The organism is Aurantimonas sp. NFXS3, from assembly GCF_049132005.1.
GTDB lineage: Bacteria > Pseudomonadota > Alphaproteobacteria > Rhizobiales > Rhizobiaceae > Aurantimonas > Aurantimonas coralicida.
The window spans coordinates 616186-634840 of sequence record NZ_JAGDDZ010000001.1 but is presented as its reverse complement, the minus strand read 5'-3'; the positions used below and the strand labels follow the sequence as shown (position 1 = coordinate 634840).

At 67.1% G+C, this 18655-nt stretch carries 17 protein-coding genes and 1 tRNA gene; 6 read left to right on the top strand and 12 right to left on the bottom strand.

Features of this window, described 5'->3' with window-relative positions; genetic code table 11:
* Positions 1–39 precede the first annotated feature (39 nt).
* Positions 40–735 (top strand): response regulator transcription factor CtrA, encoded by a 696-nt coding sequence (gene ctrA / locus J3367_RS02830; RefSeq protein WP_009208810.1) that lies wholly within the window; start codon positions 40–42, stop codon positions 733–735.
* Positions 736–902: 167 nt separating this feature from the next.
* On the opposite strand, the gene J3367_RS02825 is transcribed toward ctrA, so the two are convergent.
* Positions 903–1310 carry a response regulator gene (locus J3367_RS02825; protein ID WP_024348829.1) on the bottom strand — a complete coding sequence of 136 codons (408 nt, stop codon included), beginning with the start codon at positions 1308–1310 and terminating at the stop codon, positions 903–905.
* A gap of 129 nt (positions 1311–1439) precedes the next feature.
* Positions 1440–2066, bottom strand: a complete 627-nt coding sequence (chpT, locus tag J3367_RS02820) for a histidine phosphotransferase ChpT (protein WP_009208808.1) — start codon at positions 2064–2066, stop codon at positions 1440–1442.
* Between the two features lie 249 nt (positions 2067–2315).
* On the opposite strand from chpT, the gene J3367_RS02815 reads away from it, so the two are divergent.
* Together J3367_RS02815 and J3367_RS02810 are read left to right on the top strand one after the other, a co-directional pair.
* A complete protein-coding gene (locus J3367_RS02815; protein ID WP_009208807.1) occupies positions 2316–2906 on the top strand; it encodes a DUF1134 domain-containing protein in 591 nt (196 codons plus the stop codon).
* Between the two features lie 158 nt (positions 2907–3064).
* Positions 3065–4204, top strand: a complete 1140-nt coding sequence (locus J3367_RS02810) for a hypothetical protein (RefSeq protein ID WP_024348830.1) — start codon at positions 3065–3067, stop codon at positions 4202–4204.
* A gap of 107 nt (positions 4205–4311) precedes the next feature.
* Here the strand turns inward: J3367_RS02810 and J3367_RS02805 are convergent, their stop codons facing one another.
* The 4 genes from J3367_RS02805 to J3367_RS02790 form a co-directional block, all read right to left on the bottom strand.
* On the bottom strand, positions 4312–5133 hold the full coding sequence (locus J3367_RS02805) for a TrmH family RNA methyltransferase (protein ID WP_024348831.1): 822 nt from the start codon (positions 5131–5133) through the stop codon (positions 4312–4314).
* A 102-nt stretch (positions 5134–5235) separates the two neighbouring features.
* Positions 5236–5625, bottom strand: coding sequence for a hypothetical protein (locus J3367_RS02800; protein ID WP_155898350.1), 390 nt, complete (start codon positions 5623–5625; stop codon positions 5236–5238).
* A 236-nt stretch (positions 5626–5861) separates the two neighbouring features.
* Positions 5862–5936, bottom strand: a tRNA-Glu gene (locus J3367_RS02795).
* Positions 5937–6006: 70 nt separating this feature from the next.
* Positions 6007–6345: a hypothetical protein gene (locus J3367_RS02790; RefSeq protein WP_024348833.1), complete on the bottom strand. Its 339-nt coding sequence runs from the start codon at positions 6343–6345 to the stop codon at positions 6007–6009.
* 117 nt (positions 6346–6462) lie between these two features.
* On the opposite strand from J3367_RS02790, the gene J3367_RS02785 reads away from it, so the two are divergent.
* The gene (locus J3367_RS02785) at positions 6463–7497 is read left to right on the top strand and encodes an RluA family pseudouridine synthase (protein WP_024348834.1); all 1035 of its coding nucleotides are present in this window, start codon (positions 6463–6465) and stop codon (positions 7495–7497) included.
* A gap of 185 nt (positions 7498–7682) precedes the next feature.
* Positions 7683–8594 (top strand): RNA polymerase sigma factor RpoH, encoded by a 912-nt coding sequence (gene rpoH, locus J3367_RS02780; RefSeq protein ID WP_009208764.1) that lies wholly within the window; start codon positions 7683–7685, stop codon positions 8592–8594.
* A gap of 131 nt (positions 8595–8725) precedes the next feature.
* Here the strand turns inward: rpoH and J3367_RS02775 are convergent, their stop codons facing one another.
* On the bottom strand, positions 8726–10696 hold the full coding sequence (locus tag J3367_RS02775; protein ID WP_024348835.1) for a hypothetical protein: 1971 nt from the start codon (positions 10694–10696) through the stop codon (positions 8726–8728).
* A 51-nt stretch (positions 10697–10747) separates the two neighbouring features.
* Positions 10748–12043, bottom strand: a complete 1296-nt coding sequence (locus J3367_RS02770) for an adenylosuccinate synthase (RefSeq protein WP_024348836.1) — start codon at positions 12041–12043, stop codon at positions 10748–10750.
* A 227-nt stretch (positions 12044–12270) separates the two neighbouring features.
* On the opposite strand from J3367_RS02770, the gene J3367_RS02765 reads away from it, so the two are divergent.
* A complete protein-coding gene (locus J3367_RS02765; protein ID WP_024348837.1) occupies positions 12271–13182 on the top strand; it encodes a DMT family transporter in 912 nt (303 codons plus the stop codon).
* A gap of 47 nt (positions 13183–13229) precedes the next feature.
* Here the strand turns inward: J3367_RS02765 and serA are convergent, their stop codons facing one another.
* From serA to J3367_RS02745, 4 genes are all read right to left on the bottom strand, one after another.
* The gene (gene serA, locus J3367_RS02760) at positions 13230–14837 is read right to left on the bottom strand and encodes a phosphoglycerate dehydrogenase (protein ID WP_024348838.1); all 1608 of its coding nucleotides are present in this window, start codon (positions 14835–14837) and stop codon (positions 13230–13232) included.
* 246 nt (positions 14838–15083) lie between these two features.
* The gene (locus tag J3367_RS02755) at positions 15084–16259 is read right to left on the bottom strand and encodes a phosphoserine transaminase (protein WP_024348839.1); all 1176 of its coding nucleotides are present in this window, start codon (positions 16257–16259) and stop codon (positions 15084–15086) included.
* 199 nt (positions 16260–16458) lie between these two features.
* Positions 16459–17367, bottom strand: a complete 909-nt coding sequence (locus tag J3367_RS02750) for an outer membrane protein (RefSeq protein WP_024348840.1) — start codon at positions 17365–17367, stop codon at positions 16459–16461.
* Between the two features lie 227 nt (positions 17368–17594).
* Entirely contained in the window at positions 17595–18566 is a 972-nt protein-coding gene (locus J3367_RS02745) for an outer membrane protein (RefSeq protein WP_024348841.1), read from the bottom strand.
* Positions 18567–18655 lie beyond the last annotated feature (89 nt).

Genomic DNA, 18655 nt, shown 5'->3' with positions numbered 1-18655 from the left:
TTACCCGAATCGGCAGGGCTGGGCTAAGAGGAATTTCTGATGCGCGTTCTTTTGATCGAAGATGACAGCGCGGTCGCGCAGAGCATCGAGCTCATGCTCAAGTCAGAGAGCTTCAACGTCTATACGACCGATCTGGGCGAAGAAGGCGTCGACCTCGGCAAGCTCTACGACTACGACCTCATCCTTCTCGATCTGAACCTGCCGGACATGTCGGGCTACGAAGTCCTGCGCACCCTGCGCCTGTCCAAGGTGAAGACGCCGATCCTGATCCTCTCCGGCATGGCGGGTATCGAGGACAAGGTGCGCGGCCTCGGCTTCGGCGCCGACGACTACATGACCAAGCCGTTCCACAAGGACGAGCTGGTCGCCCGCATCCACGCCATCGTCCGCCGCTCCAAGGGCCATGCCCAGTCGGTCATCAACACCGGCGACCTGACGGTCAATCTGGATGCCAAGACGGTCGAAGTGAACGGCCAGCGCGTGCATCTGACCGGCAAGGAATACGCCATGCTGGAGCTGCTCTCGCTGCGCAAGGGCACCACGCTCACCAAGGAAATGTTCCTCAACCACCTCTATGGCGGCATGGACGAGCCCGAGCTGAAGATCATCGACGTCTTCATCTGCAAGCTGCGCAAGAAGCTGGCGACGGCCACCGAGGGCAAGAACTACATCGAGACGGTCTGGGGCCGCGGCTACGTGCTGCGCGAGCCGGAAGTCGCCCGCGGCGCCGCCTGATCGCGCGCCCGGCTTTCTGATCGCGTCCCGGATCTTTCGGGACCTGTCTTCCAAACGGCCTGCCCGGTTCCCCGCGGCGGGCCGTTTGGCATTCGGGCCTGGCTGTTTTCGGATTGGCTGTTGCGGATGATCGGCGCCATGCGCCGCCTGCCTTGCGAGACGTCGGCTCACGCGGCCGAGGCCGAGGCGCCTTCCGCGCTGGTGCCGGCAGCCTGGACGAAAGGCGTCAGCCAGCCTTCCAGCGCACTGCGATCGAATGGCTTGTAGATATAGTCGGTGACGCCGGCCCGGCGCAGGCGCGTCATCAGGCCGAGGTTGGATTCCACGATCGAGGCGAGGATCACGGTCGGCCGGCCCTCCGCCTCGGCGCGCAGATGGCGGACCAGCTCGACGCCGGCCGGATCTTCCGCCGACGCCGCGACGATCACGATCTCCGGCAGGCCGTTGGCGGCGACCCATGCCTTGGCCTCGTCGCCCGAGGCGACCCCTTCAACCGTCAGTCCCATCTGGAACAGGATGCGCGACGCCACCTTCCGGATCACCGGAGCCGGATCGACGATCAGACAGCTCTGCATGGGCGCTCACCTCTCCTGACGGGGCCCGGACAATCCGTCCGGAACTCCTTCGTGGTGGATCAGTCCTAGCGCAGCATCTTTGCTGTTTCGTTCAGGAACAGGGGTAACATTACCTAAACGGCGTGTCCGTCAGGCCACCGTGAACAGAACCGAGCCCTCGGTCTTCTCGTGCGCGACCGTCAGGCCGGATTCCTGCGCGAGGAACAGCGTGTAATAGGGCTGGATCGTCTGGGCATCCATCGCCTCCTGCGCCACGTCGCCGTTGAGCAGCGCCATCAGCCGCGGCTGGATGCGGATGCGGTCGCCGGTGGCGCGCACCGTCGCGCGCGGCGGATCGATCGATTCGATCACCACCTTGATCTCCCCGCCCCGGCTGATCGAGGCGTTGGCTAGGACGATCAGATTGAGGATGATCTTGACGAAATTCTTGGCCACGTAGCCCGGCTCGCCCTCCCAGACGATCGCTGCCTTCTCGTGGTTCATGTAGCCATTGGCGACGGTCTTGGCGTCGTTCAGGTCGATCGTCGCGGTCTGCGAACCGGCGGCGCCGAAGGCGATGCGGGCGAACTGCAGCTTGGCGACGGCCGATTTCAGCGAATGGCGGACCAGCTCCATCGATTCGGGATCGTTCGGCATGTCGTCCAGCAGCTCGAGGCCACTCTGGATTCCGAACACCGGCGAGATGATGTCGTGGCACAGCTTGCTGGACAACAGCGCGGCGAGATCCGCAGCCGACAGTTCGGGAAGGGTTGTCATGCAGGAGGTTCCGTTCGATCGAGCCATGGGGAGCCGACGGCGAATCAGCCGTCTCGCTTTGGCACAAAGCATGGGTTCCTGCCCGGAATCCGTCAACCGAGCCGCATCATCCGTACCGCCGCGACACGCACATTGCGGGCGTTAGGCGATTGGAAAGCATGTTTTGGTCAAATGCCGGATATCGCGTCGCAAGCGGGTACCGGGTCGGTCGTCGATCGCCCGCGCCCGCCCTGTCGAAAGGAACCGAACATGAATGCCATCACAGGGGCGGTCCGCAGTCTCCTCTTCGCTGCGGCCACCGCATTCCTCGTCGCAGGCTTCGGCGCTGCATCTCCCGCTCACGCCCAGGCCGGCACCAGCGGCTACAACACCGACGAGGTCATCGCCACCGGCCATAAATTCTTCGGCACCACCTCCGGCAGCCTCGCCCAGGTCGTCGAGCAGGCGTTCAAGAAGTTCGGCTTGCCGAACGGCTACATTCTCGGCGAGGAAGCCGCCGGCGCCTTCTTCGGCGGCCTGCGCTTCGGCGAGGGCACGCTCTTCACCAAGAATGCCGGCGAGCACCGTATCTTCTGGCAGGGCCCCTCGCTCGGCTTCGATGTCGGCGGCGACGGCGCCCGCACCATGATGCTGGTCTACGACCTGCCCTCGGTGGAAGCCGTCTATGGCCGCTTCGGCGGCGTCTCGGGCAGTGCCTATCTGGTCGGCGGCCTCGGCATGACGGTGCTGACCCGTGACAACATCGTGCTGGTGCCCATCAAGACCGGCGTCGGCGCCCGTCTCGGCGTCAATCTCGGCTATCTCAAGCTGACCCCGATGCCGACCTGGAATCCCTTCTGAGCCCATCACCCGCGCGGCGGCCGGTCAGCCCGGCCGCCGCAAGCGTTGCCCGATGACCATACCGGACCGTGAATCGCGCACCGAAAAGCCCGGGCCTCGGCCCCTATTGTCGCTTCGTGCGTTATAAGGGTATCCGAAAGCCCCCAGCGTAGGTCCCCATGATCGCCTCCGGCCTGATATTCCTGTTCGGCTTCTTGGCCGCTGCCCTGATCGCCCTGCTCGTGTCGCCGATCGTCTGGCGCCGCGCCAAGCGACTGGCCCGCCGCGAGTTCGAGGCGACGATTCCCGTCAGCGCCAACGAGATCCGCGCCAGCTACGACCATGTCCGCGCCCAGGCCGCCATGGAATCCCGGCGCCGCGAGATGGAAGCCCACGCCGTCCGCGAGAAGGCCGCGCTGGAGCGCGCCGAGGCCGGCCGCGTCGCCGTCGAGAATGCCGATCTGCGCGGTCGCAACCGCGTCCTCACCGAGACCGTCGCCCAGAACGTCGCCGATCTGAAGGAACTCTCCGCCGCCCTGGAGGCCCGCGAGCAGGACTATCGCAAGCTCGAGGAAGAGCTGCGCGAGACGGTCCACGACCTCGACCTGCGCACCGAGGAGATGAACGCCCTCTCCGATCGCTTCCGCGACCTGACCGGCATCGCCGAGGACCGCAAGCTGAGCATCGTGTCGCTGGAGACCCGGCTGGAGGAAGCCCAGGACGAGGTCCGCTCGCAGGAGCGCATCGGCCGCGAGCGCGACAATGCGATCGACCGTCTGCGCAGCCAGGTCGGCGCCCTCGACGCCAGCCTGCAGAAGGAAAAGGCGACCGCCCGCAAGCTCGAGGAAAAGGTCATCCGCCTCACCGCGCGCCTCGCCGACCAGGACGAGCGCCTGGCGCTGCACGCCGGCGGCCGGGACAGTCTCGACGACGCGGATGACACCGATCTGCCGCAGGCGAGCCGGGCGGACGACACATCCCCGGACGACATCGACAAGACTCCGGTCGTGGCTGCCGCTGCCCCGGTCAGCGCCGAGGCCGTGCGCCGCCAGCTGGAAGAACATCTCGACCTGCCGGCCCATCCGCTGGGCGAGGACGACGACGAGGAAGCCCTGCGCGAACGCATCAGCGACATTGCCGCCCGGGTGATTCACCTGACCGGCAAGGCCGAAGGCCCCAATTCCGTCATCGAGCGCATTCTGGCCGCGGACGAGTCCGGCAAGACCGGCACTGCCGAAAGCGGACGCCCGACGCTGGCCGGCCGGGTCCGGCGCCTGCGCGCCGAGGAATCGAAGACCACCGGACAGGCCGCCGAATAGCTCGCGCCCGCCGACGCGTCGTCGCCTGAAAGACCGGCCGACCCCGCGCCCCCTACCGCTGCCGATCGACCGTGCCGCGCGTGGGCGCTTGGCGACCCGGCGCCCCGCTACCCCGTCGTGTCGTCTCCGGCAAACAGCCGGTGCAGGACGATCGCCGCCGAGGTCGCGACATTCAGGCTGTCGAGCCCCGGCGCCATCTCGATCCGCACCGTCTCGACCGCACGCATCAGCTCCGGCGACAGCCCCTGCCCTTCGGCGCCGAGGCACAGCGCCGTGCGTCCTGCCGTCGCCAGCCCTGCCAGCGGCGTCTCGCCGGCCGGCGACAGCGCCAGGACCCGGTAGCCCGCCGCCCGGCACGCCGCGACGAGGCTCTCGCCCGTCCCCTCCCGGCACCAGGGCACCGTCAGGGCCGTGCCCACCGACACCCGCAGCGCCTTGCGATAGAGCGGATGGCAACTGGTCGCGTCGCACAGCACCGCACCGGCGCCGAACGCCGCCGCATTGCGGAAAATCGCACCGAGATTGTCGTGGTTGGAGAGGCCCACGGCGATGACGACCGGCCGCCCGCCGGCCGCCGCGATCGTCTCGCCCGCCGACGGCCGCGCTCCGCGCTCTGCCCCATGGGCCAGCACGCCGCGATGCACGGCAAAGCCGGCGATCCCGTCGAACACCGCCTGGTCCGCCACATGGATCGGCACGTCGTTTGGAAACCGCGCCAGCCGCTCGGTCAGTCCGGCCAGCCGGTTGCGCAGGATCAGCAGCGATGTCGGCCGAAAGCGCTGCGACACCAGAAGCTGGTCGAGCACCACCGTGCCCTCGGCGATAAAGCCGTCACGGCCGACGAGATCGCGGTCCCGCACATTGCGAAACGGCTCGACCCGCGGGTCGGCCGGGTCGTCGATGGCGATGGTGGAAAGCGAAACCGGCATGGGAGACGTCGAACCAATCGGAGAGAAGCGCGGCAGCGCCCGGGGCGGCCTGCGTATCGCCGTTCGCCGCATCGGGCAAACCGGCAGGCCGCATCGCCGGCATCAGTCCGGCAGTTCGAACTGCGACGCCCCCGAGGCCTTCTCCATCTCGAAGGTCACCCTCGTTTCCTTCCACTCCTCATAGGGCGCGTCCGGCGCGCGCAACGGCAGGCAGCGCTTCATCGCCCTCACCGCCGCATCGCGCAAAGTCCGTTCGACGGCATTCGCCGGCACGTAGTCGGTGCTGGCCTTCACGAGATCGGCGTCGGGCGCCAGTTGCAGGACGAAGGTGATGGGCCGGACCGAGGTGGCCCTCTGCGCCGACGGTGAGGTCCAGCACCGCTTCACCTGCGCTTCGATGCTGGCAACCGGCTTCTGTGCCGAGGCGACGGTCGTGGTGAGGCACAGGGCGAGTGCCAGTGTCAGAATCTTCCGGCCCATGGCTGCGGACAATCGGTTTTCCCCGTTGCGATGACGATACAGACAGCGTCCTACCACGCCGCCGCCCACGACAGCGAGCGACGAACTGGCGCGCCTCGACACGAGTGCGGGAAGCGCCAGCCAGATCGGCAAGCCCCGCCACGGCAAGGCGCTCTGCGCCGCCCAAGAACGCGAAGCGACACTCGGCTGCGAATAATGTCATCGATGATTGGAAGCCAGCAAACACTGCAACCACCCGAGAGGGGGAGTGGTACGCCCAAGGGGAATCGAACCCCTGTTTGCGCCGTGAGAGGGCGCCGTCCTAACCGCTAGACGATGGGCGCTTGCTGGTGAGCGAGGATATAACCGGGCGATTTGCCCGATGCAAGGGGGGCATCGGGCAAATTCTGCGAACTATTGCGGCAGCGCGTAGCGGGCCGTGACGCTGCCGTCGGTGAGCGACACCAGATACAGCGACACCTCGGACCCGTTGCGCACGCGCAGGAGCGCCTGCTTGCCGTCGAGCGAGCTTTCCAGCACCTCGCTGCCGGCCGGCAGCGCGATGGTCGTCTCGATGCCCTCCAGCGGCCCCGGCCCGCCCATGGTGCGGTAGACAATGGCCGCCAGCACGGCCATAAGCCCGATCGTCATGATCCCGATCGAGACCACCAAGAGCCGCACCATCTTGCGCCGGAGCCGTTCGGTCGCCGGGTCGAGCGGCTTTTCGGTGTCGTCGTTGTCCTCGATGCTCATGGCGCGTCCGGTCGGTCTGGCGGCGGCATCGTCCCGAAGGATGCATCTGGTTTCGGGACGGGACACCGCATTGAGAGGGATCAAAATGCCTGTCACTCCAGCGGATCGGGCACTGTGATGGTCGACATCGCTCCTACAGGGCCGCAAGCCGCCGACACAAGCCGCTTTCTGGTCGAGGACGACCGGGCCGGCATCCGGCTCGACGCCTTCGTCGCCGCCGCCAGCGACGGCGCGCTGTCGCGCAGCCGCGCCCAGGCCCTGATCGCCGACGGCCAGGTCACCGTCGACGACGTGACCGTCACCGTCGGCAAGCGCAAGCTGGCCGCCGGCGAGATCGTCGCCGTCGACATTCCGCCGCCATCCGACCCCGAGCCCCTGCCCGAGCCGATCCCGCTGAGCATCGTCTTCGAGGACGAACACCTCGTCGTGATCGACAAGCCGGCCGGCCTCGTCGTCCATCCCGGCCCGGGCAACTGGACCGGCACGCTGGTCAACGCCCTGATCCACCATTGCGGCGACAGCCTCTCCGGCGTTGGCGGCGTCAAGCGGCCGGGCATCGTCCACCGTCTCGACAAGGACACCAGCGGCCTGCTGGTCGTCGCCAAGTCCGATGCCGCCCATCAGGGCCTTGCCGACCAGTTCGCCGCCCATGGCCGCGACGGCCGCCTGTCGCGCGCCTATCTGGCGCTGGTCTGGGGCGTCCCGCTGCGGCCCAGCGGCACGATCGACGCGGCGCTCGGCCGCTCCACCACCGACCGCGTCAAGCGCGCCGTCGTCGCCGCCGACCGCGCCGACGCCCGCCATGCCGTTACCCGCTTCAACCTGGTCAAGGCCTCGACGCTGGACGACGGCATCGCGTCGCTGGTCGAATGCGTGCTGGAAACCGGCCGCACCCACCAGATCCGCGTCCACATGGCGCATATCGGCCATCCGCTCGTCGGCGACGACGTCTATGGCGCCGGCTTCCGCAGCAAGTCGCGGCGGCTGGAGGACGACGCCCGCCAAGTCGTCGAGCGCTTCGACCGTCAGGCCTTGCACGCCTTCCGGCTCGGCTTCGTCCACCCGGTCACCGGCGAGGATCTGGCGTTCCAGGCGGATTTGCCGGCCGATATGGTGGAACTGTGCGCCGCCTTCGGGATTTCTACAGGGTAAGACCCGTTGCCGAGGCCATTGGTGAGCGTTCGCGAACAGATCGTTCAGCGCGCTGATCCCATGATCTTGCCGTGCAATCGGCCGGGGTAATCCCCATATCTGAAAGGTGCGGGCAGGCGAAGGCGGCCCGCACACCGACCGGCTTTCGCGAAAAGCGGTCGTCTGCAACGATGGAGGGCGCACATATGGCCCAAGCCAATCTCCCGAGCATCTCCTCGGGCGAAGCCGGCCTCAGCCGGTACCTGGAAGAGATTCGGCGGTTCCCGATGCTGGAGCCGCAGGAAGAATACATGCTGGCGAAGCGTTACGCGGAACATGACGACCGCGACGCGGCGCACAGGCTCGTCACCAGCCATCTGCGGCTCGTCGCCAAGATCGCCATGGGCTATCGCGGCTACGGCCTGCCGATCGGCGAAGTCGTGTCGGAAGGCAATGTCGGCCTGATGCAGGCCGTCAAGCGCTTCGATCCGGAGCGCGGCTTCCGTCTGGCCACCTATGCCATGTGGTGGATCAAGGCCTCGATCCAGGAATACATCCTGCGGTCCTGGAGCCTCGTGAAGATGGGCACCACGGCGAACCAGAAGCGGCTGTTCTTCAATCTTCGCAAGATGAAGAGCCGCATCCAGGCGCTGGACGAGGGCGATCTGCGCCCCGACCAGGTCTCGCAGATCGCCACCAATCTCGGCGTGTCCGACGAGGAAGTCGTGTCGATGAACCGCCGCCTGTCCGGCGACGCCTCGCTCAACGCGCCGCTGCGTGCCACCGAGGGCGAATCCGGCGAATGGCAGGACTGGCTGGTCGACGACAGCGAGACGCAGGAAGACCTGCTCGCCCGCAACGACGAGCTCGACCAGCGTCGCGGCATGCTGCAGCAGGCCATGGGCGTGCTCAACGACCGCGAGCGCCGGATCTTCGAGGCACGACGCCTGGCCGAGGATCCGCTGACGCTGGAGACGCTGTCCGGCGAGTTCGAGATCAGCCGCGAGCGGGTGCGCCAGATCGAGGTGCGCGCCTTCGAGAAGGTCCAGAAGGCGGTGCGCGACACCGCCGACGCGACCAACCGGGCGCTGCGCACGGTCGAGCAGCCGGCCGCCTGATCGGCGACCACAGCCAGAATGAAGAAAGGGCCGGTCCGCAATCCGCGGGCCGGCCCTTTTCGCATGATGCACGCTTGAACCGTGCCGCGGACTGCCCCCGCCCTGCCCTCAGGCGCGGCAGTCAATGCCCGTCAGGTCTTGGCCTTCCAGGCCTCGATCGCTTCCTTGAACACCCGGTCGCCCGGCACGCCCTTCTCAATCGACATCAGCGCCCGGCGGCCCGAGGCATAGGCGATCGGAATGTCGATCCACTGCTCGTTCTGCAGGAGCGCCATGTTGTTCTGCATCGCCTGTTCGAGATTGTTCAGGGCGATGATGAAGAAGCCGTCGGAGATCTTGCCGGCCACCCCGATCAGCGGCTCGCCGCGCGCCTGCTCGGAGGGCTTCAGGGCCAGCCGCTGGACGTTGGCGACACTGCCTCCGGCGAAGTTTTCCGGCGTCGTGAACAGCAGCTCGATGACGTGGCTGGCCGGCAGCGTCGGGTCCGCATTGCGCCGGATCGTCATGGTCATCTTCAGGTTTTCGTCCGGGATCTCGGCTTCGGCCCGGATCGCCGGCTCGGGCGGCTGCCCTTCCGTCGGCGACTCGTTGACCACCGACCAGACGACGTCGCCGCTCTCCTGCGTGCCCGGCACCGTCTCGGTGCGCTCCTGGTAGAACACCGCGTCCTGCGCGACGCCCACCCCGTCCTCGGACGGATCGACGGCTGCGACCTCGGTCTCGCCGGCTGCGGCGTCCTCGGTCGGCGCGGCATCGGGCGTCTCAGCCGCGGTCTCGCCCGGCGTCTCCGGCGCACCGACGACTTCGGGATTCTCGCCGATCTCGCTGGCAATGGTCGGATTGCCCGACAGGTCCGGCGTCTCCACCGGCGAGGCGGCGGCGATGTTCGTGCCCTCGTCGAAGGCGTTCGGCGCGACCTCGGCCGGGCCCTCGTCGACTTCGGTGCCGTCCGGCAGCAGCCGCTGGGTGAACTGCCGTGTCGATTCCCGCGCCGGCGTCGTCATCTCCGACGCGGTCTCGCCCTCGGCGTCCGGCGTCTCGGCTGCCGGATCGACCGCGGCGACGTCGGTCCCGGCCTCGTCCGTCGGCGTCGGCGCGGGCGTGCCGTCGGCGTTGTTCGTGGCGATGGTCTCGAGGCCCGCCGGATCGACCAGCATCGCCTGGATTTCCTCGCGATACATCCAGCCGGCCGTTCCCAGCCCGCCGAGGATCAGCACGGCGGCAACGGCCGTGATCGCACCGCGATTGCCGGCACCGCCGGACTTTCGACGCTGGCGCGCAGAGTAGCGCGGCGCGGTCAGGTCGGCGGCGGGGATCAGGTCGTCGTCGGAGCGGATGCCGGCCGGCAACCGGTCCTCGTCGTCATTGGCATCGTCCGTCCCGGCAACGGCGGGACCGGAGCGACCGCTCTCCTGCGACGGCACGATGAACGGCACCCCCACGGCGGCGGGACGCGCCCCGCCCTCGGGCTCTTCCGCCGAGACCGGGAAGAAGGGCGGCGGATCGCTGCGCCCGGCATCCTTGGCCGGTCCGGGCCTGGCCGGCGAAGCCGCGCCGGCGCCCTGCGGCTTAGGCGCGGACGGCGTCGGGGTGGCGGGCGTCTCCCGCTCCCAGGCCGAATGCGTGTTGGCCCCGCCGGCGGCAGCTGCAGCGTTACCCGCGTCCGGGCGCCCGCCGTCGAAGGAGGGTTCGATGCGGCTGTCCGGCTGCGGCGCGCGCGGGCGCTCAGCCGGCGGCGTCTGCGGCCGCGGCGGCTCGGACGGCCGCAAATCGGACCGCGGGGACATGTCCTCGGAAGGGGCTGCCGGCGCATCGGCAGGCGCAGACGCCGGCGACGCTGCGACCGGCGCGGCCGGTGCCGCTGCCGTGGGCTCGCTGCCGTCGCCATCCTGGTCGAGATAATGCTGCTCGGTGCGCGCGATCGCATCCTCGAGCGCCGACTGGCGTGCGGCGACGACCTCCTCGGCAAGAGGAGGATTGGCCGCCTGGATCTGCCGCTGGATCGCCGCGCGGGCTTTCTCGTAGACCTTCGCTCGCATCTGCGGCGTTGCGCGTGGCAGGCCATCGATGGTCTTGCGAAGTACGCCGCTCAAATCCGCCATGGATCGCAGTCACTCACTCGTCTTGATTTCTGGTGCGCCGGCGCCGGGACTCTAGTCCTGAAACGGATCGCGAACAAGTATTGTGTCGTCGCGCTCCGGCGAGGTCGACAGAAGCGTGACAGGCGCTTCCACCAGTTCCTCGATGTGCCGGACATACTTGATCGCCTGGGCAGGAAGATCGGTCCAGCGGCGTGCGCCGGCCGTGGTGTCGCGCCAGCCTTCCAAGGTCTCGAAGATCGGCTCGATGCGCTGTTGCTCGGCAAGACTTGCCGGCAGATAGTCTATCGTCTTGCCGTCGAGCTTGTAGGCGACCACGATCTTGATCTCGTCGAGGCCGTCCAGAACGTCGAGCTTGGTCAAGGCGAGGCCGTGAATGCCGTTCAGCGCCACCGCCTGGCGCACCAGCACGGCGTCGAACCAGCCGCAGCGGCGCTTGCGCCCGGTCACGGTGCCGAATTCGCGGCCCTTCTCGCCCAGGAACTGGCCGATCTCGTTGTCCTGCTCGCTCGGGAACGGCCCCTCGCCGACCCGCGTCGTATAGGCCTTGGTGATGCCCAGCACGAAGCCGAGGCTCGACGGGCCGAGGCCGGAGCCGGCCGCGGCCTGCCCGGCCACCGTGTTAGAGGAGGTCACGAAGGGATAGGTACCGTGGTCGATGTCGAGCAGCGTGCCCTGCGCGCCCTCGAACAGGATCCGGTCGCCGGCCTTGCGCCGCTGGTCGAGCAGCCGCCAGACCCGGTCGATATAGGGGGTGATCTCGTCGGCGACCGACGTCAGCTCGTCGAGGATCGCCGCCGGGTCGATCTCGCTCTGGCCGAGGCCGCGCCGCAGCGCGTTGTGATGCGCCAGCAGCCGCTCGATGCGGCCCGGCAGGCTTTCGGGATTGGCGAGGTCCATCACCCGGATGGCGCGGCGGCCGACCTTGTCCTCGTAGGCCGGGCCGATGCCGCGGCCCGTCGTGCCGATCTTGGTGCCGGCGGCGCTGGCGTTCTCGCGGGTGGCGTCGAGTTCGCGGTGCAGCGACAGGATCAGCGCCGCATTGTCGGCGATCCGCAGCGTCTGCGGGCTGACCGACACGCCCTGCTCCTGCAGGCGGTTCTTCTCGGCCACGAAGGCATGCGGGTCGAAAACCACGCCATTGCCGATCACCGACAGCTTGCCCTGGCGCACGACGCCCGAGGGCAGCAGCGACAGCTTGTAGGAGACGCCGTCGACGACCAGCGTATGGCCGGCATTGTGCCCGCCCTGGAAGCGCACGACCACGTCGGCCCGCTCCGACAGCCAGTCGACGATCTTGCCTTTACCCTCGTCTCCCCACTGGGAACCGACGACGACGACATTGGCCATGATATGTCCTTCTCGCGAATGTTCGCCCCGCACCCTGCTGCCGAAGGCGCGCGGACTATAGTCAAGCGCCCGGCGCGAAGCGAGGCGGTCCTGCGGCGGACTTCCGACAATTTGGCCCGACATGCAAGCTGCGCGGCGGCGCGAAATGCCGGCCGCGCCACTCGTCAGCGAACCTTATTTTATCCGCCCCTCTAGGCGCATCGTCCTGGCGCGCGTAAACGCGAAGCATGACGTCCTATTTCCGCAACGCCTATCTCGTCCTCGGCACCGTCGCCCTGTTCTGGGCCGGCAACGCAATCGCCGGCAAGCTGGCCGTCGGCCACGTCTCGCCGATGCTCCTGACCCTGATCCGCTGGACGCTGGCCTGCCTGTTCGTCGCGCCCTTCGCCTGGGGCGACGTGCGCCGCGAATGGCCGGAGATCCGGCGTAACCTGCCCTTCCTCTTCGCCCTCGGCGCGATCGGCTTCACCTGCTTCAACGCCATCTTCTATCTGGCGGTGAACTATACCAGCGCCATCAACGTCACCATCGAGCAGTCGGCCATGCCGCTGATCGTCTTCGTGGCGAACTTCCTTCTGTTCCGCACCGGCGTGACGCTGTTCCAGATCATCGGCTTCAGCCTGACCATCGTCGGCGTCGCCCTGACCGCCTCTCACGGCGAATTGTCCGCGCTGCTCGCCCTCGACCTTAACCGCGGCGACGCGCTGATGATGCTCGCCGTCCTGATCTATGGCGGCTACACGGTGGCGCTGCGCTTCAAGCCGAAGCTGCACTGGCGCTCGACGATCTTCGTTCTCGCCCTCTCCGCCCTCGTCGTCTCGGTGCCGCTGGCCGGTATCGAATGGGCCATGGGCCACACCCAGCTGCCCGACACCTCCGGCATGACCGCGGCGCTCTATACCGCCATCTTCCCGTCGCTGCTGGCGCAGGTGCTCTATATCCGCGGCATCGAGCTGATCGGCCCCAACCGGGCCAATCTCTTCGTCAATCTCGTCCCGATCTTCGGCGCCATCCTGGCGGTCCTGATCATCGGCGAGGAGCTGCACGCCTATCACGTCGCCGCCCTCACCTTCGTCCTCGGCGGCATCATGCTCGCCGAGCGGGGCGCCGCCCGCGCCCGCAAGGCGAGCGAGGCGTAAGCGGCGCCCCGCAAGAAACGGGGCGCCGCGATCCTGGTCTCAGGCCGTTAGACGGCCGCTTCGGCAACGTCGAAGCGCAGCGGCTTGGCGCTGATGATCTCCTTGTGGGAGAGCACCGTCTTAAGAAGGTCCTCCGGCATCGGCGAATCCAGATACAGCAGCGCGATCGCGTCGCCGCCCGGACGGTTCCGGCCGAGCTGGAAGTTGGCGATGTTGACCCCGGCAGCGCCGAAGGTCGTGCCCAGAAGGCCGATGATGCCCGGCGCGTCGTTGTTGGTCGTATAGACCATGTGCTGGCCGACCTCGGCGTCGAGATTGATGCCCTTGATCTGGATGAAGCGCGGCTTGCCGTCCGAGAACACCGTGCCGGCCACCGAACGGGTCATCTTCTCCGTCGTCACCGTCAGCTTGATGTAGGTCTCGAACACGCCCGACTGGTCGCGACGCGATTCCGTCACGTGGATGCCGCGCTCCTTCACCATGATCGGCGCCGAGACCATGTTGACGTCCGACACCTGGCTCTTGATCAGACCCGACAGCGCCGCGCTGGTCAGCGCATTGGTGTTCATGCCGGCCACCGTGCCGTCATAGAGGATCTCGACCGAGGTGATCGGCTCCTCGGTGACCTGCCCGGCAAAACCGCCGAGGATCTCGGCGAGCTTGACGAAGGGCGTCAGGATCGGCGCTTCCTCGGCCGTGATCGACGGCATGTTGATGGCGTTGGAGACGGCGCCGCGGACGAGATAGTCCGACATCTGCTCGGCGACCTGCACCGCGACATTCTCCTGCGCTTCCGAGGTCGAGGCGCCCAGATGCGGGGTGCAGACGACGTTCTCCAGGCCGAACAGCACCGAATCCGTCGCCGGCTCGGTCTCGAACACGTCGACGCCGGCACCGGCCACCTTGCCCGATTTGATCCCCTCGGCGAGATCGGCCTCGACGACGAGACCGCCGCGGGCGCAATTGATGATGCGCACGCCGTCCTTCATCTTGGCGATCGCCGCCGCGTTGATGATGCCCTTGGTCTTGTCGGTCATCGGCGTGTGCAGGCTGATGAAGTCGGCGCGCTTGAACAGCTCGTCGAGCTCGACCTTCTCGATGCCGAGCTGCGCGGCGCGCTCATGCGACAGGAACGGGTCGAAGGCGACGACGCGCATCTTCAGGCCGACGCCGCGGGTCGCCACGATCGAGCCGATATTGCCGCAGCCGATCACGCCCAGCGTCTTGCCGGTGATCTCGACGCCCATGAAGCGGTTCTTCTCCCACTTGCCGGCCTGGGTCGAGGCGTCGGCGGCCGGAAGCTGGCGGGCGACCGCGAACATCATCGCGATCGCATGCTCGGCGGTGGTGATGGAATTGCCGAAGGGCGTGTTCATCACGATGATGCCCTTCCGGCTGGCCGCCGGGATGTCGACATTGTCGACGCCGATGCCGGCGCGGCCGATGACCTTCAGATTGGTCGCCGCCTGGATCAGCTTCTCGGTCGCCTTGGTGGCCGAGCGGATGGCGAGGCCGTCATACCGGCCGATGATCTCGAGCAGCTTGTCCTTGTCCTTGCCGAGATCCGGCATGTAGTCGACCTCTACGCCGCGGTCGGTGAAGACCTGGACGGCGGTCTTGGAAAGCTTGTCGGAAACGAGAACGCGAGGTGCCATGGGAATGGTCCTTTGAATGATGATCGACGCGGTTTTCCGGCGTCGCGAAAACACTGAATGCTGTGAACTGGAACGAGGCGGCCGTCCCTCACCCACACACGGATGAGGACGGTCCGAAGGATCGGGCGACGCGTCGCAAGAGCGCCTGAACAAGGCTTGCCGCGCGGCGCCCCTTCCCGGATCGTTCGCCCTACTTCGGGCCGGACATCCCTCCCCTTGCAGGGAATGGAATGATCCGCGACCGGATCAGGCTGCCTTGGCGAGCTCGGCCTTCTGGGTCTCGAAGGCCCATTCGATCCACGGCATCAGCGCCAGGACGTCGGAGGTCTCGACCGTCGCGCCACACCAGATCCGCAGGCCCGCCGGCGCGTCGCGATAGGCGCCGATATCGAGGGCGACGCCCTCCTTCTCGAGGAGCGACACGACTGCCTTGGAAAAGGCGTTCTGCGCGTCGTCGGAGAGATTGGCCACGGCCGGATCGGCGAAGGTCAGGCAGACCGACGTGTTGGACCGGGTCGCCTTGTCGGCGGCCAGGAACGCCAGGAAGGGATGCGTGTCGACGAAGCTCTCGATCACCGCCAGATTGGCGTCGGCCCGTGCCTTCAGGGCCGGCAGGCCGCCGATCGACTTCGCCCAGCCGAGCGCGTCGAGATAGTCCTCGACGCACAGCATCGACGGCGTGTTGATGGTCTCGCCCTTGAAGATGCCCTCGATCAGCTTGCCGCCCTTGGTCATGCGGAAGATCTTCGGCAGCGGCCAGGCCGGCTTGTAGCTCTCCAGCCGCTCGACGGCGCGGGGCGACAGGATCAGGACGCCGTGCGCCGCTTCACCGCCGAGCACCTTCTGCCAGGAGAAGGTCACCACATCGAGCTTGTCGTAGGGCAGGTCCTGGGCGAAGGCCGCCGAGGTGGCGTCGCAGATCGTCAGGCCTTCGCGGCTCGCCGGGATCGCGTCGCCATTCGGCACGCGCACGCCGGAGGTCGTGCCGTTCCAGGTGAAGACCACGTCGCGGTCGAAATCGACCTCGGCGAAATCCACGATCTCGCCATAGGGCGCCTCGAAGACGCGGGCATCGTCGAGCTTGAGCTGCTTGACCGTGTCGGTCACCCAGCCGGCGCCGAAGGATTCCCAGGCCAGCATGTCGACGCCACGGGCGCCGAGCAGCGACCACATCGCCATCTCGACCGCGCCGGTGTCCGACGCCGGCACGATGCCGATGCGATAGTCGTCGGGCACGCCGAGAACCTCACGGGTCTCGTCGATCGCCTGCTGAAGCTTGGATTTTCCGACCTTGGCGCGATGCGAGCGACCGAGCGCGGCATCGTTGAGTGCGTCGAGCGACCAGCCGGGTCGTTTCGCGCAGGGGCCGGAGGAAAAACGGGGATTGGCCGGACGCAGGTCCGGCTTCGCGGTATGTGCCATCAAAGCTATCCTCACAGATAGAAGCGCCTCGTTGGGGAGGCGTGTCCCGCGAATGGCGCTACTCCTGCGGCCGGCACCCGTCAAGCACATTCGGGCCGCGCGACGGCCCGTCACCCGTCACGTCCCTCCCCCGAACGCAAGAACGGCAGGCCCCGCAAGGCGCCCGCCGTTCTTGCATGAACTTGCTGTGACTTCTCGCCTACCAGAGCGAATAGCGGATCGCGGCCTGGACCGAATGACGCTGGAAGCCGTCATCCTCGGCGCTGAGGCCGAGCTGGCCGTTGGCCGCGACGTCGCCCGAATAGCTGTAGGCGTCGCCGCCGTCGACATCGAGGAAGCGGTAGCCGAGATCGACCTTCAGGTTCCGCGAGATGTCGTAGGAGACACCGGCCATCAGCGAGTAGGCGAAGCGCCAGCTGGTGGCGCCGTCATAGCTCGCCTCGCTGTTGTAGAAGCTGTTCGCGCAGGCCGTGCCGTTGAGCGTGCAGCCATGCGAGACGTTGACGTCGTCATACTTGACCTTCACCGCACCGGCGCCGGCGCCGACATACGGCGTGAAGCCGACGAAGGTGCCGAGATCGGCATAGGCGTTGGCCATCAGTTCCAGGCCGGTCGCGCTGGCGCTGGTCGTGGAGTCGCAGGACGCCTGGCTGGCCGTGCCGCCGGTCGCCGTCACATAGTCGAAGCAGGAGCCGATCCGGTCGCCGCCGTCGATATCGGCCGACCAGTAGCGCGCGGTCAGGTCGCCGCGGAAATAATCGGTGAACTGGTAGCCGAAGCCGACGCCGAAGGACGCGGCGCCATCCATCTCGAAGCCGTCATGGCCGGCACCGAAGGAATCGTACTCGCCCGGCGCATAGGTCGGTCCGTTGCCGTAGCGCGCGAAGTCCGGGCGGTATTCGCGGCCGTTGACGTCGACGTCGGACTGGAAATCGTAGGAGACATCGCCGCGCAGATACCAGCCGCTGCCGATCTCGACGGGCTGCACTTCCGGCACGTCCTGGTAGATCGGGGTCTCGTAGATGGGCGGAAGGTCGGCGGCGCTCGCCACCGGCATGGTGAAGCCGATCAGCGCGGCACTGGCCATCAGTTTGGTTGCAAGGTTCATGGAGCCGCTTCCCGTTGCAGTCTTCGCTTCACGAGAAGTGCGGCACCGCACCCCTCGTCTCACCCGATCCTGCCGCAGAAAGATTAACGCGCGATTAACCCTGTTTCTTAACCGTAAACCTTTACGAAGGTTACGATCGTCCCGCGAAGACGGACGCGAACGCCGCATGAAAAAGGCCGCTGCCCGAAGGCAGCGGCCCGTCTCATGCGCAGCCTTTGCGGGCCGGCTTACTTGTAGATCGGCTCTTCGTAGATCGGCGCCGGCTCTTCATAGAGCGGGGTCGAGGCGTAGATCGGCTCGACGGCCTTGCCCTTGCCCTTGCCGAAGCCACCGCCCCCGCCGCCGAACTCGTAGCGCAGGCCGGCGCGCACGGCGTGGATGTTGAAGCCGTTGTCGCTGCCCTGGACGCCGGACGCGCCGAAGCTGCGGTCGAGCTCGTCGTAACCGAAGGCGTCACCGCCCGAGATCCGGGTGTAGCGGTAACCGGCGTCGAACTTCAGCTTGTGGGTGATGTCGATGCTGGCACCGGCGCTGAGCGACGAGGCGAAGCGCCAGCTCGACTTGCCGGCATGCACGCCGACATAGTTGGTCGCCGGGCAGTTCGGGTTGGAGCCGCAGACGATCTCGTTGGTCTGGTCGTCGTATTTCACATGGGCAAAGCCGAGGCCGGCGCCGACATAGGGCGTGATGCGGCCATAGGTGCCGAGATCGACATAGGCGTTGGCCAGAGCCGTCCAGATCGAGACCTTCGAGCTGTCGTCGTAATAGCAGCCCGCATTGGCCAGGATGTTGTAGCTCTGCTGCACCTGCGTGTTGCAGTTGCTGCGGCCGTCGACATCGGTCCGGAAGTAATCGACGGTCGCGTCGACGCGCAGATGATCGGTGAAGCGGTAACCGACGCCGACGCCGAAGGAGGCGGCGCCCTTCGTCTCGATCGAATCGTAGTGGAAGACGTCGTCGACGAACTGGACGCCCGGATCGATGTTCCAGCCGTTGTAATAGCCGTCGGTCTTGGACTTGAAGACGTAGCCGACGTCACCGCGCAGATACCAGCCGCCCGTGGCGACTTCTTCCACGATCACCGGAGCCGGCGGCGGGAAGTAGGGCTGCTCTTCGATGATGTCGGCGGCCTTGGCGAAGCTGCTGAAGGATGAGACCGCGCCGATCAATGCCACGGTCGTCAAAAGGCGAGATTTCATTGCTCTCATCTCCGATTCGATCCGGCGGCCGGGATTGGCAGACGCCGTTACCTTAACGAAGACGGTAAATCGGAATGGTTAATACGAAG

Excerpts from the sequence above, each read along its gene's own strand:
- chpT (WP_009208808.1), bottom strand. The coding sequence starts at position 2,066 with ATGACAACCCTTCCCGAACTGTCGGCTGCGGATCTCGCCGCGCTGTTG.
- J3367_RS02770 (WP_024348836.1), bottom strand. The coding sequence starts at position 12,043 with ATGGCCAATGTCGTCGTCGTCGGTTCCCAGTGGGGAGACGAGGGTAAA.
- J3367_RS02810 (WP_024348830.1), top strand. The coding sequence starts at position 3,065 with ATGATCGCCTCCGGCCTGATATTCCTGTTCGGCTTCTTGGCCGCTGCC.
- J3367_RS02775 (WP_024348835.1), bottom strand. The coding sequence starts at position 10,696 with ATGGCGGATTTGAGCGGCGTACTTCGCAAGACCATCGATGGCCTGCCA.
- J3367_RS02765 (WP_024348837.1), top strand. The coding sequence starts at position 12,271 with ATGACGTCCTATTTCCGCAACGCCTATCTCGTCCTCGGCACCGTCGCC.
- serA (WP_024348838.1), bottom strand. The coding sequence starts at position 14,837 with ATGGCACCTCGCGTTCTCGTTTCCGACAAGCTTTCCAAGACCGCCGTC.
- J3367_RS02745 (WP_024348841.1), bottom strand. The coding sequence starts at position 18,566 with ATGAAATCTCGCCTTTTGACGACCGTGGCATTGATCGGCGCGGTCTCA.
- J3367_RS02750 (WP_024348840.1), bottom strand. The coding sequence starts at position 17,367 with ATGAACCTTGCAACCAAACTGATGGCCAGTGCCGCGCTGATCGGCTTC.
- J3367_RS02805 (WP_024348831.1), bottom strand. The coding sequence starts at position 5,133 with ATGCCGGTTTCGCTTTCCACCATCGCCATCGACGACCCGGCCGACCCG.
- J3367_RS02825 (WP_024348829.1), bottom strand. The coding sequence starts at position 1,310 with ATGCAGAGCTGTCTGATCGTCGATCCGGCTCCGGTGATCCGGAAGGTG.
- J3367_RS02785 (WP_024348834.1), top strand. The coding sequence starts at position 6,463 with ATGGTCGACATCGCTCCTACAGGGCCGCAAGCCGCCGACACAAGCCGC.
- ctrA (WP_009208810.1), top strand. The coding sequence starts at position 40 with ATGCGCGTTCTTTTGATCGAAGATGACAGCGCGGTCGCGCAGAGCATC.
- J3367_RS02755 (WP_024348839.1), bottom strand. The coding sequence starts at position 16,259 with ATGGCACATACCGCGAAGCCGGACCTGCGTCCGGCCAATCCCCGTTTT.
- J3367_RS02790 (WP_024348833.1), bottom strand. The coding sequence starts at position 6,345 with ATGAGCATCGAGGACAACGACGACACCGAAAAGCCGCTCGACCCGGCG.
- J3367_RS02815 (WP_009208807.1), top strand. The coding sequence starts at position 2,316 with ATGAATGCCATCACAGGGGCGGTCCGCAGTCTCCTCTTCGCTGCGGCC.
- rpoH (WP_009208764.1), top strand. The coding sequence starts at position 7,683 with ATGGCCCAAGCCAATCTCCCGAGCATCTCCTCGGGCGAAGCCGGCCTC.